The following is a 12983-nucleotide window of genomic DNA, read 5'->3' on the forward strand; positions in this document are numbered from 1 at the left end:
TCGGGCGGAACGATATCTGGGCAGGGCGGACGGGGTGACGCTTCGCAGCAGCCGGCGACGGGCGCGCGGCGGCATGTAACGAGATTATCGGAGGAAATCGGTGCTTCGTGCGTGACAGTGTCGACCTCGTCCCGAATCAGTGGCGCGCGCGAAACAGCACGGGCCGTGATGCGACGCAGCATGGTTGCGCGGGCACGGATCGCCGCCGCGTCCGTCTGCCGATTCCGTTCAGATACTGAGATCGGACAGCAACTGATCGGCCAGGAAATCGCACGGCGGCCGGTTCGAGCGCGCGCTGCGGGCCAGCACGATGTCGAGATCGGGCAGCGCCGGCAGCCCGTGCGCCGGCCCCTGCTGGGAGAAATGCGCCGGCACCGCGCAGCGCGCCAGCGGCGCGATCGCCAGCCCGGCCTCCACCATGCTGAACAGGCCCATCAGGCTCGGGCTTTCGTACGAGGTGCGAAACGCGATGCCGGCCGCTTCGAGCGAACGGATCGCGTTGGCGCGCGCCACGCTGCCCGCGCCGAACAGCGCGACCGGCAGCGGCCGCTCGTCCCACACCGCGCCGCCCGACGGCGGCCCGGCCCAGACCATCGGCTCGGCGCGCACGAACGCGCCGTTCAGGCCGCGCATGCGCGTCACGCAGGCCAGGTCGATCTTGTTGTCCTTGAGCAGCGGCGCGAGCGCGCGGCTCGGCAGCCCGACCACCTGGATCTCGACCTTCGGGTAGCGCGCCGAGAATTTGCGCAGCACCGGCGGCAGCAGCGACGAGGCGTAATCGTCGGGCACGCCGATCGTCACGCGGCCCTTGACCTCGGGGTGGACGATCGCCGCCCAGGCCTCCTCGCGCAGCGCGAGCAGGCGGCGCGCGTAGGCGATCAGGGTTTCCCCGTCGGGCGTGACGGTCACGTTGCGCGCGCCGCGCACGAACAACTGCTTGCCGAGCGATTGCTCCAGCGCGCGAATCTGCATGCTCAACGCCGACTGCGAACGGTGCACGCGCGCCGCGCCGCGCACGAAGCTGCCCGCATCGGCCACGGCCACCGCCATCGCCAGCACATCGAGATCGAAGGATTTCATCGCCATCAGAAAAGCTGATCAAAGTGATCAATATAACGCGTTTGTCTGATTGGAAGGCGCTGCGCATACTGGCTTCGCCTTCACAGCGGAGATGCAAGGATGTTTGCGGATTACGACGAATTCCGGCGCCAGGGAATGCGCCTCGACATGTCGCGCGGCAAGCCCGCGCCCGAGCAGCTGGACCTCGCGACGCGGCTGTTCGCCGAGGCCGGCGACCCCGGCTGGCTGGCGCGCGACGGCGCGGATTGCCGCAATTACGGCCTCGGCGCGGGCCTGCCCGAAGCGCGCGAATTCGGCGCGGCGCTGCTCGACGCGGCCCCGGAGCAGGTGGTCGCGGCCGGCAATTCGAGCCTCGAACTGATGCACGACGTGCTCGCGTTCGCCGTGCTGCACGGCCTGCCGGGCGGCAGCCCGTGGCGCGGCGGCGAGGTGGCGATGCTGTGCCCGGTGCCGGGCTACGACCGGCATTTCGCGATCTGCGAGGCGCTCGGCATCCGCATGATCGCCGTGCCGATGCGCGACGACGGCCCCGACATGGATGTGGTCGAGGCGCTGGTGCGCAACGACGCCTCGATCCGCGGCATCTGGTGCGTGCCGCGCTACAGCAACCCGACCGGCGCGGTCTACTCGGCCGACACCGTGCGACGGCTTGCAGCGCTGCCGGCCGCCGCCGCCGATTTCCGGCTGATGTGGGACGACGCCTACCGTTTCCACCATCTGACCGACGCGCCGCGCGCCGTGCCGGACATCCTGCCGGCCTGCGAGGCGGCGGGCCATCCCGATCGCGCGCTCGTGTTCGCGTCGCTGTCGAAGGCCACGTTCGGCGGCGCGGGCGTGGCGTTCCTGGCCGGCTCGGTGCGCAATGTCGGCTGGTGGTTGCGCCACGCGGGTGTGCGCTCGATCGGGCCGGACAAGCTGAACCAGTTGCGGCACGTGCACGCGCTGCGCGACCGTGCCGGGCTGGAAGCGTTGATGGCAGGCCATCGGGCGCTGCTGCGGCCGAAGTTCGAGACGGTGGAGGCGGTGTTCGCCGAGCGGCTCGGCGGGATTGCGGAGCTGAACTGGACGCGGCCCGAGGGCGGCTATTTCATCAGCCTCGACTTGCCGCCCGGGCATGCGAAGCGCGCGGTGGCGCTGGCGGGCGAGGCCGGGCTGGTGTTGACGCCGGCCGGCGCGGCGTTTCCGCTCGGCGACGATCCGCTCGACCGGCATTTGCGGATCGCGCCGTCGTTCCCGTCGCCGGACGCGGTGCGCGCGGCGGCGCACGGGATTGCCGTGTCGGTGCGGCGGGCGCTGGAGATGGGTTGAACGGGCGGGCAGCGCCCGTCCGCCGATCAGTGCCTCAGTGTGTTTCGCACTTCAGGTTGGCCTTCGGCACGTCGATCATGATCGGATAGGTGCCCTGATCGAGATCGACGCGCGCCACCACGGTGGTGACGGCGCTGTCGCTGTCGTCGTAGACGCTGACGCGGTCGTGCCGCAGGCTGGTCAGGCCGGCGCAGCCCGAGGCGCGGCCTTCGTCGGAAATCTTGCAGGTGATCTGGTTCGTCATCAGGTAGCGGAACTGGTCGCTCTGGGGCAGCTTCAGGTATTCGCGCAGGCTGGCCGGCGTGCCGGCCACGCCGTTGGCGGTGCCGATCGCGCAGGGTTCGGCCGCGGCGCCGCTTGCGGCGGTGTCGGCCAGCGCGGCCGTGCCGAACAAGGCGCAGGCCGATACAAGGGCTGATGCAAGGGCCGATGCGATCAGATGCTTCATGGTGCGGGTCCCGGTTCTGGATCGAAGTGCGCGATTGTAATCGGATCGCGCGCGCGGCGTGGCCGGGCCGGGGCCGGCCGGTGCCGCGCGGGAGCGGCTAGCGCCCGGTGGCGGCGCGCACCGCGGGCTGCGACAGGTCCGGCGCGTCAGTCGCGGCTTGCGCGGCTTCGCCGAGGATCCAGTCGGTGGTGGCCGCCGCTTGCGTGACGGGCAGCATGTGGCCGCCGTCCACCAGCGTCAGCGCGACGCTGTCGAGCTTCTGCTTGAGGCCTTCGCCGTGCTTGCGGTAGTTGAGGATGCCGTCGTTGCGGCCGTACAGCACGCTGACCGGCACGCCGAGCGTCGGATAGCGGCGCTCCATGTCGGGCAGATCCTCGGGCGCGGCCACCAGGTCGGACGACGCGGCGTAGAACGCGTCCGGGCGCAGGCCCATCAGCCCGCCGCCCTTGATCGGGAAGTCGCGCGGCACCGGCTCCGGCGTGAAGATTGCGTCGATCGCCTTGCGGCTTTGCAGGATCATCACCGGGATGCCCATCGTCAGCGACACGAAGCGGCGCAGCGGGGCCGGGCGCAGCGCCAGGCCCTTGAACGCGGGCGGCGGCGTGGTTTCGGTGTGCGTGAGCGGGGCGATCAGCGCGATGCGGCTGATCGCATCGGGGTGATCGAGCGCCACCGCCAGCGAGATCGCGCCGCCGAGCGAATGGCCGACCAGCAGCGGCTTGTCGAGGCCGAGCGTCTCGATGAAGCGCGCGACGGTGCGCGCCTGCGCATACACGTTGGCCTGCGAGGCCGGCCCGCGCGTCGAGCGGCCCGAGCCGGCGCGATCGACGAGGATCACGCGGTTCGACTGGGCCATACGCGGCAGGTCGAGGTAGGCGAAGTTGCGCAACTGGCCGCACAGGCCGTGCACCAGCACGATCGGCGGGCCGCTGCCGTAATCGACGTAATGCAGGCGGTCGCCGTCGATATCGATGAATTGGCCTTCGGGCGGGAAGCGGCGCCGCACCTGGCTCGCGGTGAACAGCGTGAACACGCAGAGCACCGCGAACACGGCGACGACGATGGCAATCAGTTCGGCAATCACGGCAATCCCCTTTTCTTATCGGACGGATTCGGAAGCGGTGCGGCCGGTGGCCGGCTCGGCCGGCCGGCGCGAGAAATGCATCGCGCTGTCGGTCAGCGAACCGAAGCGCAGCAGCGCGAGGTCGCGGGCGTAATTCTGATGCGATTTCCACGGGTTGCGCGCGCCCTGGCGCGGCAGCAGCGCGGCGGCCCGCTGAATATAGCCGGAACTGAGGTCGACCGCCGGGCCGAGCGACATCGCGGCGGCGTCGAGCGTCGGCGTGCAACTGTCGTAGCCTTTCTCGCGCATGTGGTTGAGCAGCCGGCACACGTACAGCGCGATCAGCTCGGCCTTCAGCGTCCACGATGCGTTGGTGTAGCCGAACGAGGTTGCGAGGTTCGGCACGCCGCTGGCCATCATGCCCTTGTACGAGACGGCCTCGCCGAACTCGACCGGGCGGCCGTCCACGCTCACGGTCGCGCCGCCGAGCATGCGCACCTTGAGGCCGGTGGCCGTGACGATCACGTCGGCGTCGAGCGTCTCGCCGCTTTTCAGTTGCAGGCCGCCCGGCGTGAAGCGGTCGATCTCGTCGGTGACGATCGACGCGCTGCCGCCGCGCAGCGCCTTGAACAGATCGCCGTTGGGCACCAGGCAGAGGCGCTGGTCCCACGGGTTGTAGCGCGGCGTCAGGTGCTTGCCGATATCGAAGCCGGGGTTCAACTGGCGCTGGGCCGCGCGCAGGATGAAGCGCTTGGCGGCGTCCGGGCGCTTGCGCGCCACGCGATACACGTACATCGCGAGCATCACGTTCTTGGCGCGCACCAGCCGGTGCGCGAGGCCGGCCGGCAGCCAGCGGCGCAGGCGCATCGCGAGCTTGTCGCGCGCCGGCATCGACACGATGTAGGTCGGCGAGCGCTGCAGCATCGTCACGTGCGCGGCCTGCTGCGCCATCGACGGCACCAGCGTCACGGCGGTCGCGCCGCTGCCGATCACCACCACGCGCTTGCCGGCGTAATCGAGATCCTGCGGCCAGTGCTGCGGATGGACGATGCGGCCGCGATAGCTGTCCATCTCGGGCCAGCTCGGCGCGTGGCCGTTCTCGTAGTCGTAATAGCCGCTGCACATGTAGAGGAAGCGGCAGGTGAAGCGCAGCGTTTCGGTGTGGTCGCCGTCGGTGCGTGTCACGTCCACCAGCCAGCGCGCCGCCGCCGAATTCCAGTTCGCACCCGTCACGCGGTGGCGGTAGCGGATCGAGCGGTCGATGCCCGATTCGCGCGCCGTGTCGCGGATGTAGTCGAGGATGGTCGCGCCGTCGGAGATGGCGTTGTCGCTGTGCCACGGGCGGAAGCTGTAGCCGAGCGTGAACATGTCGGAATCCGAGCGCACGCCGGGGTAGCGAAACAGGTCCCAGGTGCCGCCGATCGCGTCGCGGCTTTCGAGGATCGCGTAGCTGGCCCACGGGCAGCGCTCGCGCAGGTGCCACGCCGCGCCCACGCCGGACAACCCGGCGCCGATGATCAGCACATCGAAATCGGTGCGCTGCGACGCCGGTGCTTCGCCGCCGCTCGCGGTGCGCGACGCGGGGGGCGCGTTCTCGTGGGCCGTCGCGGACGGCTGCCAGCCGGTGGTGGTGTTCATGCGGCATCCCTGGTGGTGTTGGACGAGGCGGCGCCGGTGCGGCCCGCGCCGTGGCGCTGCAGATTGCGATCCCGCGATTTACGCACGAAACGCAGCACGAAGCCCTGATAGGCCGAGCCGAACAGCCGTGACAGGCGGTCGAGGCGGCGCGCGTCGGCGCCCACCAGCACGCGCCGCGCGTTGCGCTCCACGCCGGCCAGGATCTGCTGCGCGGCCGCGTCGGCCGTGGTGGCGGTAATCAGCTTGTTGGAGGCGCGGCGGTGCGTGTCGGGGTCCTGCCCGGTCAGCGCGTGGATGCGTTCATCGACGCGCGACGCGTTGACGATATTGGTGGCCACGCCGCCCGGATGCACGCAGGTCGCGCTGACCGGCGCGCGCTCCAGCTCCAGTTCCATGCGCAGCGCCTCGGTGAAACCGCGCACCGCGAACTTGCTGGCGTTGTAGGTGCTTTGCGTCGGCATCGCGATCAGCCCGAACAGGCTGGAGGTGTTGATCACGTGGCCGTCGCCCGATTCGTGCAGGTACGGCAGGAAGGCCTGGGTGCCGTGCACCACGCCCCAGAAATTGATGCCCATGATCCATTCGAAATCCTGGATCGACACGCTTTCGGCCGGCGCGGCCAACGACACGCCCGCATTGTTGAACACCAGGTTGACGCGGCCATGCGCCTCGCGCGTCGCCTTGGCCCAGGCGAACACGGCCTCGCGCGAGGCCACGTCGAGCCGTTGCGAGGTCACGCGCACGCCGTGCGCATTGCACAGCGCCACCGTCTGCGCGAGGCCGATTTCATTGATATCGCTCAGGGCGAGATGGCAGCCGCGTCGGGCAAGCTCCACGGCGAGGCTGCGCCCCATGCCCGAGCCGGCCCCGGTGATCGCGGCAACCTTGTTCGAAAAATCCTTCATCGCTTGCCTCCCGGGGCTTGCCGCCCTGCCGAATCGCGGCTTAAATGTGGTGTTGAGCGTCACCAATTTAATGATGACAGTGAATGATGTCAAATAACGGAATGGAGAAACCCCTCGAAACCGGCCGGAAGGGCCGCCCGTATGGCGGCGTGGCGCCCGAGGCGCGAGCCGCCGAGCGGCGCGACGCGCTGATCGGGGCCGGCACGCGCCTGTTCGGCACGCTCGGCTTTCGCAAGACCACGGTGCGCGCGATCTGCCAGGAGGCGAAGCTCAACGACCGCTACTTCTACGCGGCCTTCGACGGCACCGACGCCTTGTTGCAGGCCACCTATCAGCATCACGCGGTGCGCTTGCGCGAGGCGGTGGCGGCGGCGCTCGACGCGGCCGGTGACGGGCTGGAGGTGCGCGTCGACGCCGGCTTGCGCGCGTTCTTCGCGTTCCTGCGCGACACCTGCGCGGCGCGCGTGCTGCTGCTCGAAGTGATGGGCGTCAGCGCCGAAACCGACATCACGTACCAGCGCAACCTGCTTGAATTCGGCCGGCAGATCGTCGCGGTCGCGCGCGTGACCGATCCCGACGACCCCGAGCAGCGCGCCGATGCACGGCTGACCGGCCTCGCGCTGGTGGGCGCGATGACCAACGCCGGTGCGTCGTGGCTGCTGACCGGCTATCGCGATCCCGAGGAGCGGATGGTGCGCAACTGCCGCCGCGTGCTGCTCGGCACGCTGGCGATGTTCGATGCGGATCGCGGAGCGGAGGGGGAACGCAGGGCGGCCAGGTTGGCGGCCCGATTGATGGCGCGGATGGCGGCGCGGGCAAGGAGGCGGAACCGGCCGGCAACTGAGGCGCGCCGCTTCAACCGCCGAGCCGTGTCTTCAGCACCTCGATCACCGCGCGCACCTTCGCCGACGGATGATGCGTGGACGGGTAGATCGCATGAATATCGGCCTTCGGCAGCGACCAGTCGGGCAGCAGCCGCACCAGCGCGCCGGTCGCCACGTCGTGTTCCACCGCGAAGCTGGTGGCGGTGCCGAAGCCGCAGCCGGCCAGCAGCGCGGCGCGCACGGCCGGCGTCGAGTTCGAGGCGAAGCGCCGCCGGCAGCGCAGCCGCATGCGCGTGCCGTCGTCGTGCTGCAGCGGCAGTTCGAGCCGCTGCATCGAGGATAGCGTCGCATATGGCCAGTCGAGCAGCGCGGCCGGTTCCCGGGGCAGCCCGAAGCGGGCGATCGCGGCGGGGCTCGCCACCATCCAGCGCTCGAAGCCACCGATCCGCACCGCGCGATGGTTCGAATCGGACAGCTTGCCTAGCCGCACGGCCAGGTCGATGCGCTCCGCCACCAGATCGACGAGCCGGTCTTCACAAATCAATTCGATATCGAGCTCGGGATGCGTGTGGTTCAGCGCGACCAGCGCCGGCGCCACCACCAGCGCGCCGTAATCGATCGGCGCGCTGACGCGCAGGCCGCCGCGCAGCGGCCCGGCGTCGCCCGCGATCGCGCTGAACGCGGCTTCGGCCGTGCCGAGGATCTCGCGCGTCGCCTCGTAGAGCGTGCGCCCGGCCTCGGTCACGCTGAGCCGCCGCGTGGTGCGCACCAGCAGGTTCGCCCCGGTTTCGGCCTCCAGCCGCTGCATGTGCGTGCTGACCATCGTCTTGGCGATGCCGAGCCGCGTGGCGGCGGCCGTCAGCGAGCCGGTTTCGACCACGGCCGCGAACACCGCCAGCCGGTTCAGATTCACGTTGCGGATGTCGATCACGGTGATTGTCCAGTCTTGATGGATTGTATTTCGCTGATTATCCATCTTTCATGAACGACGCAGCCGGCTTAGTCTGTCGCTACACGTCGCAGGGGAGGTTCAGCCCACCGCGACCCACGAACCGAATCGTCTATCCCATGGAGTTGTCATGTCGTCCGCCGCTCGCCCCGCCGCCCCGATCCGCCTGTACCGCGCACCGCTTTCGGGCCACGCCCATCGCGCCCAGTTGATGCTGTCGCTGCTCGACCTGCCGCACGAGCTGATCGACGTCAATCTGGCCGAGGGCGAACAGCATTCGGCCGCGTTTCTCGCGCTGAACCCGTTCGCGCAGGTGCCGGTGATCGTCGATGGCGATGTCGTGCTGGCCGATTCCACCGCGATCCTCGTCTATCTGGCCAAGCGCTACGGCGACGCGTCGTGGCTGCCGGACGACCCGGCCGGCGCGGCTGCCGTGCAGCACTGGCTCGCGCTCGCGTCGGGGCCGATCATGTACGGCCCGTGCGCCGCGCGGCTGGCGACACTGTTCAACGCGCCGTTCGATCACGCCAAAGCCGTCGGGACCGCCGAGAAGCTGCTGGTCACGCTCGACAAGGAACTGGCCGGCCGGCGCTTCGCGTTCGGCGAGACGCGCACTATCGCGGACGTGGCCGGCTATTCGTATATCGCCCACGCACCGGAAGGCGGCGTGTCGCTCGCGCCGTATCCGAACGTGCGTGCCTGGCTCGAACGCGTCGAGGCGCTGCCGGGCTTCGTCGGCATGCGCAAGTCGCCGGCGCTGGCCTGAGCCGCGCCGCGCGTCGAGTTCATTGACCGGGAGCCAGTGCGATGAGCGATGCCACCAGCACGATCGAACGTACGCCGGCTGCCGCCGACGCGCGACGCGAGGCCGCCGGTTCACCGGACGGCTCGCCGTTTCATGCCGGCGAGCTGGCCGTGCAGCGGCAGGCCGGGGTGGACGAGTTCGCCGATGCGGCGGGACGGGTCGGCATTCGTGCGTTCATGCCCGATCAACACCGGACCTTCTACGCGCAATTGCCGTGGTTCGTGGTGGGCGGCATCGATCGCGACGGTCAGCCTTGGGCCACATTGCGCGCGGGCGAGCCGGGTTTCGTCGATTCGCCCGATGCGCGGACGCTGCGCCTGCAGGGCGGCGCGTTGCGCGACGACCCGCTAGCCGACGCGTGGCAGCCGGGCGCGCCGTTCGGCGGGCTCGGCATCGAGCTGCCGACGCGGCGGCGCAATCGCGTCAACGGCACGGTCGCCTCGATCGACGGCACTGCCATGTCGATTGCCGTCACGCAAAGTTTCGGCAATTGCCCGAAGTACATCCAGCGCCGCACACCCGAACCGGTCGAGCTGCCGCATCGCGCGCCGCCGCTGCGCCGTGCCGAGGGGCTCGGCGAGGCCGAGCGCGAGCTGATCGCGCGGGCCGATACGTTCTTCGTGGCCAGCGCCAATCTCGACGCCGATGCGCGGGTGGCGCGCGGCGTCGATGTCTCGCATCGCGGCGGGCCACCGGGCTTCGTGCGCGTCGACGACGAACGCACGCTGACCGTGCCCGATTACGCGGGCAACCGATTCTTCAACACGCTCGGCAATTTCGTGTCGAATCCGCGCGCCGGGTTGCTGTTCGTCGATTTCGCGCGCGGCGACTTGCTCTATGTGGCGGCGGAGGCGGAGATCGTCTGGGATGGGCCGGATCTGGCCGCGTTCGAGGGCGCGCAGCGGCTCGTGCGCTACCGGTTGCGCGAGGTGCGGCGCAGCGAGGCGGCGTTGCCGTTCCGGTGGTCGGAGGCGGAGTTGGCGCCGCAGTTCGCGAGCGCTGCGGTGGCGCGGGTTGCCGCGCCGGCCAAGGCGGAAGCGGGTGCGGTCGATGTGTCGACGCGGGCGACCGCCGCGACACAAGCGGCCGCTGCAACCCAGGCGACCCAGGCGACCCAGGCAACCGCCTGGTTCACCCTGCGCGTCGTCGCGACGCGCGACGAGGCCCCCGGTATCCGCTCGTTCCATTTCGAACGCGCCGACGGCGCGCCGCTGCCGCGCCACGACGGCGGCCAGCACCTGACGCTGCGTATTCCGATGCCGGGCGAGGCTGCGCCGCTGGTGCGCAGCTACACGCTGTCCGACGCGGCAGGCGGCCCGACCTGGCGCATCAGCGTGAAACGCGATGGCGCCGGCTCGTCGCGGCTTCACGAGATGTTGCAGATGGGCAGCCGGATCGAGGCGCGCGGGCCGGGCGGCACTTTCCGGCTCGATCGCGCCGGCGCGCGGCCGGTTGTGATGCTGTCGGCCGGGATCGGCATCACGCCGATGCTCGCGATGCTGCGCGAACGCGCGGCGGCGTCGCAAGGGCCCGTTGCGCCGCGCGTGGTGTTCTTTCACGGCGCGCGCCATGCGGCGGACCGGCCGTTCGTCGACGAACTGGCCGATTGTGCGCGCCGCGATCCGACCTTGACCGTGCATCTGTTCGACAGCCAGCCCGCGCCGGCCGGTGGCGATGGCCATCATGCCGGCCGCCTCGGCATTGATGCGCTGCGCCGCTTGCTGCCGTTCGATACCTACGATTTCCATATTTGCGGCCCGTCGGCGTTCATGACCGAGATGGTCGAAGGCCTGCGCGCGCTCGAAGTGCCCGAGGCGCGAATTCATTACGAGGCGTTCGGGCCGTCGAGCGTGCCGCGGCGCGCCCGCACGCCGGATGCTGCGGTCGCGGCTGACGTGCCGGCAGCCGAAGCGGCATCGGCCTCGTCGGCTGTCGTCGAATTCCGCCGCAGCGGTGTGACGGCGGACTGGTCGCCGTCGGACGGTTCCCTGCTCGAACTGGCCGAGGCGCGCGGCATCGACGCGTTGTCGAGTTGCCGGGTCGGCGCGTGTGGCACCTGCACGGTGCGCGTGCTCGAAGGCGGCGTGTGCTACCCGCAGCCGCCCGACGCCGACGTCGGGCCGGGCGAAGCGCTCGCCTGCGTGGCCCGGCCGGCCTGCGCGGCCGGCGATGCGCCGGTGCGCGTGGTGCTCGACCTCTAGCGTGCCGTTGCCGGACGACGTGCGTTCGCGTATCGCAGCCGTTACGATGCGGGGCACGGCAAGCCCCGCCGTGCCCGACACGAGAGGCAATCGAGATGATGGACCCCCAAACCTTGATCGACGCGGCCACGCAGGCGCGCGAGCACGCCTACGCGCCTTACTCGCGGTTCCGCGTCGGCGCGGCGCTGGCCACGCACGACGGCCGGATCTTTCATGGCTGCAATGTGGAGAACGCCGCGTATGGGCTGTGCAATTGTGCCGAACGCACGGCGTTGTTCGCGGCGATCGCGGCCGGTTGTCGGCCCGGCGATTTCACGGCGCTGGCGGTAGTGGGGGAGACGGAAGGGCCGATCGCGCCGTGCGGCGCCTGTCGGCAGGTGATGATGGAGCTGGGTGGGCCGGCGTTGCCGGTGGTGCTGGCGAACTTGCGCGGCGATGTGCGGCAGACGACGGCGCAGGCGCTGTTGCCCGGGGCGTTCTCGCTTTGAGAGGCGCCGCGCAACGCACCGAGGCGGACGTCAGACCTGCACCAGCCCTTGCGCGTCGTGAATCGTGATTTGCCGGCCGCGCGAATCGATCAGGCCGTTGCGCTGAAACTTCGACAACATGCGGCTGACCGTTTCGAGCGTCATGCCGAGATAGCAGCCGATTTCCTCACGTGTCATGCGCAGATTGAATTCGGCCGCCGAATAGCCGCGTGCCTTGAAGCGTGCCGACAGATTGAGCAGGAACGACGCCACACGCTGTTCGGCCGTCATCGTGCCGAGCAGCATCATGACGCGCGATTCGCGGACGATCTCGCCGCTCATCATCTGATACACATGCTGCTGAAGCAGCCGCATTTCGCGGCAGGCGGCTTCCAGCTGGGCAAATGGAATCACGCAGACGGTGCTGTCTTCGAGCGCGATCGCGTTGCAGTGATGCTCGCTTTCGCTGACGCCGTCGAGGCCGAGCGTATCGCCGGTGATCTGGAAGCCGGTGACCTGCTCGCGGCCATCGCGATGCACGACGAGGGTTTTGAACGAACCGGTGCGCACCGCATAGAGGCTCGTGAACGGATCGTGTGCGCGGAACAGCGCATCGCCGCGCTTGACGTGGCGCGTGGTGCAGATCATGGCGTCGAGCCGCCGGTATTCGGCATTCGTGAACGTCGCAGGCATGCAGACGTTGCGGGTCGCGCAACTCGAGCACCGTGCGCCCGGCTGCTTCGGCGCATCGAACTGGACGGACGCCGTGGGCGGCTCATGAGCGTTCGTAGCGGGCATCGTATCAGTCAGCATAGTTGGCTCGGCGAAGAGGTTGGCGGCGGCGCGCGTGGGCGAGCGTGTCGATGGTGCGACAGGCCAGCTCGAACTCGGTGGTTTTGTCGAAGAAGTAATGGGCGCCGGCTTTCTGGCTCGCGGCCCGAAAGGCGGGGCCGGACAGATTGGTGAGGATGACCGTGACGACGTGCGGCGCGAAACGCGCGAGCGTGCCGAGCAGTTCGAGCCCGCTGCCGGACGGCAGGCGCAGCTCGATGACGGCGACGTGAGCATGGCTCGAGACGATCCCGGCAAACGCCACCGCGTGATCTTCCGATTCGCCGACGACGGCGACGCCGGCCAACGGTTCGAGCAGGGCGGCGATCCGCTTGCGGATCGCAACGGCCGGCTCGACGACATATACGCGGAGGAGATTGGAATCCATCTGACGAGTATGCCGAGCCGGGGGAGCCGGTGAAATCGGCGTCAGACGAAAGTGGGGTAGGTGATTCGCTTAAAGA

12 protein-coding genes and 1 pseudogene are annotated in these 12983 nt (G+C 69.6%); 5 read left to right on the top strand and 8 right to left on the bottom strand.

The features are described 5' to 3' along the window. Positions 1-228: 228 nt before the first annotated feature. Positions 229-1080, bottom strand: a complete 852-nt coding sequence (locus AB4851_RS08870; RefSeq protein ID WP_414442016.1) for a LysR substrate-binding domain-containing protein — start codon at positions 1078-1080, stop codon at positions 229-231. A gap of 99 nt (positions 1081-1179) precedes the next feature. Here AB4851_RS08870 and AB4851_RS08875 point away from each other — a divergent pair, with 99 nt between their 5' ends. After that, positions 1180-2388: an aminotransferase class I/II-fold pyridoxal phosphate-dependent enzyme gene (locus tag AB4851_RS08875; protein ID WP_414446880.1), complete on the top strand. Its 1209-nt coding sequence runs from the start codon at positions 1180-1182 to the stop codon at positions 2386-2388. Positions 2389-2422: 34 nt separating this feature from the next. Here AB4851_RS08875 and AB4851_RS08880 read toward each other — a convergent pair whose 3' ends face one another. The 4 genes from AB4851_RS08880 to AB4851_RS08895 form a co-directional block, all read right to left on the bottom strand. Then, on the bottom strand, positions 2423-2836 hold the full coding sequence (locus AB4851_RS08880) for a hypothetical protein (protein WP_414439953.1): 414 nt from the start codon (positions 2834-2836) through the stop codon (positions 2423-2425). Positions 2837-2933: 97 nt separating this feature from the next. After that, positions 2934-3920 (bottom strand): alpha/beta fold hydrolase, encoded by a 987-nt coding sequence (locus AB4851_RS08885; protein ID WP_414446881.1) that lies wholly within the window; start codon positions 3918-3920, stop codon positions 2934-2936. 15 nt (positions 3921-3935) lie between these two features. After that, complete coding sequence (locus AB4851_RS08890) at positions 3936-5537, bottom strand: flavin-containing monooxygenase (RefSeq protein ID WP_414446882.1); 1602 nt, start codon at positions 5535-5537, stop codon at positions 3936-3938. Next, entirely contained in the window at positions 5534-6442 is a 909-nt protein-coding gene (locus tag AB4851_RS08895) for an SDR family NAD(P)-dependent oxidoreductase (RefSeq protein ID WP_414446883.1), read from the bottom strand. Before AB4851_RS08895 ends, AB4851_RS08890 begins: the two co-directional genes overlap by 4 nt. Before the next feature lie 101 nt (positions 6443-6543). Between AB4851_RS08895 and AB4851_RS08900 the strand changes: the two are divergent. Further along, positions 6544-7170 (top strand): annotated as a pseudogene (locus tag AB4851_RS08900) (TetR/AcrR family transcriptional regulator); the annotation flags it as partial. A 127-nt stretch (positions 7171-7297) separates the two neighbouring features. Here AB4851_RS08900 and AB4851_RS08905 read toward each other — a convergent pair. Further along, entirely contained in the window at positions 7298-8197 is a 900-nt protein-coding gene (locus tag AB4851_RS08905; protein ID WP_414446884.1) for a LysR family transcriptional regulator, read from the bottom strand. Between the two features lie 148 nt (positions 8198-8345). Between AB4851_RS08905 and AB4851_RS08910 the strand changes: the two genes are divergently transcribed. From AB4851_RS08910 to AB4851_RS08920, 3 genes are all read left to right on the top strand, one after another. Beyond that, positions 8346-8981: a glutathione S-transferase family protein gene (locus tag AB4851_RS08910; protein ID WP_414446885.1), complete on the top strand. Its 636-nt coding sequence runs from the start codon at positions 8346-8348 to the stop codon at positions 8979-8981. 41 nt (positions 8982-9022) lie between these two features. Then, positions 9023-11221, top strand: coding sequence for a pyridoxamine 5'-phosphate oxidase family protein (locus tag AB4851_RS08915; RefSeq protein ID WP_414446886.1), 2199 nt, complete (start codon positions 9023-9025; stop codon positions 11219-11221). 98 nt (positions 11222-11319) lie between these two features. Beyond that, on the top strand, positions 11320-11709 hold the full coding sequence (locus tag AB4851_RS08920) for a cytidine deaminase (protein WP_414439945.1): 390 nt from the start codon (positions 11320-11322) through the stop codon (positions 11707-11709). 30 nt (positions 11710-11739) lie between these two features. On the opposite strand, the gene fnr is transcribed toward AB4851_RS08920, so the two are convergent. Both fnr and AB4851_RS08930 read right to left on the bottom strand, forming a co-directional pair. Continuing rightward, positions 11740-12486 (bottom strand): fumarate/nitrate reduction transcriptional regulator Fnr, encoded by a 747-nt coding sequence (gene fnr / locus AB4851_RS08925; protein WP_414449155.1) that lies wholly within the window; start codon positions 12484-12486, stop codon positions 11740-11742. A gap of 4 nt (positions 12487-12490) precedes the next feature. Further along, complete coding sequence (locus AB4851_RS08930) at positions 12491-12907, bottom strand: response regulator transcription factor (RefSeq protein ID WP_414446887.1); 417 nt, start codon at positions 12905-12907, stop codon at positions 12491-12493. Between the last annotated feature and the right edge of the window lie 76 nt (positions 12908-12983).

The sequence above is a fragment of the Burkholderia sp. 22PA0099 genome, from assembly GCF_047497165.1.
Taxonomy (GTDB): Bacteria; Pseudomonadota; Gammaproteobacteria; order Burkholderiales; family Burkholderiaceae; genus Burkholderia.

Coding starts and splice junctions, on each gene's coding strand:
- AB4851_RS08880 (WP_414439953.1), bottom strand. CDS start 2,836: ATGAAGCATCTGATCGCATCGGCCCTTGCATCAGCCCTTGTATCGGCC.
- AB4851_RS08895 (WP_414446883.1), bottom strand. CDS start 6,442: ATGAAGGATTTTTCGAACAAGGTTGCCGCGATCACCGGGGCCGGCTCG.
- fnr (WP_414449155.1), bottom strand. CDS start 12,486: ATGCCCGCTACGAACGCTCATGAGCCGCCCACGGCGTCCGTCCAGTTC.
- AB4851_RS08930 (WP_414446887.1), bottom strand. CDS start 12,907: ATGGATTCCAATCTCCTCCGCGTATATGTCGTCGAGCCGGCCGTTGCG.
- AB4851_RS08915 (WP_414446886.1), top strand. CDS start 9,023: ATGAGCGATGCCACCAGCACGATCGAACGTACGCCGGCTGCCGCCGAC.
- AB4851_RS08870 (WP_414442016.1), bottom strand. CDS start 1,080: ATGAAATCCTTCGATCTCGATGTGCTGGCGATGGCGGTGGCCGTGGCC.
- AB4851_RS08910 (WP_414446885.1), top strand. CDS start 8,346: ATGTCGTCCGCCGCTCGCCCCGCCGCCCCGATCCGCCTGTACCGCGCA.
- AB4851_RS08875 (WP_414446880.1), top strand. CDS start 1,180: ATGTTTGCGGATTACGACGAATTCCGGCGCCAGGGAATGCGCCTCGAC.
- AB4851_RS08920 (WP_414439945.1), top strand. CDS start 11,320: ATGGACCCCCAAACCTTGATCGACGCGGCCACGCAGGCGCGCGAGCAC.
- AB4851_RS08890 (WP_414446882.1), bottom strand. CDS start 5,537: ATGAACACCACCACCGGCTGGCAGCCGTCCGCGACGGCCCACGAGAAC.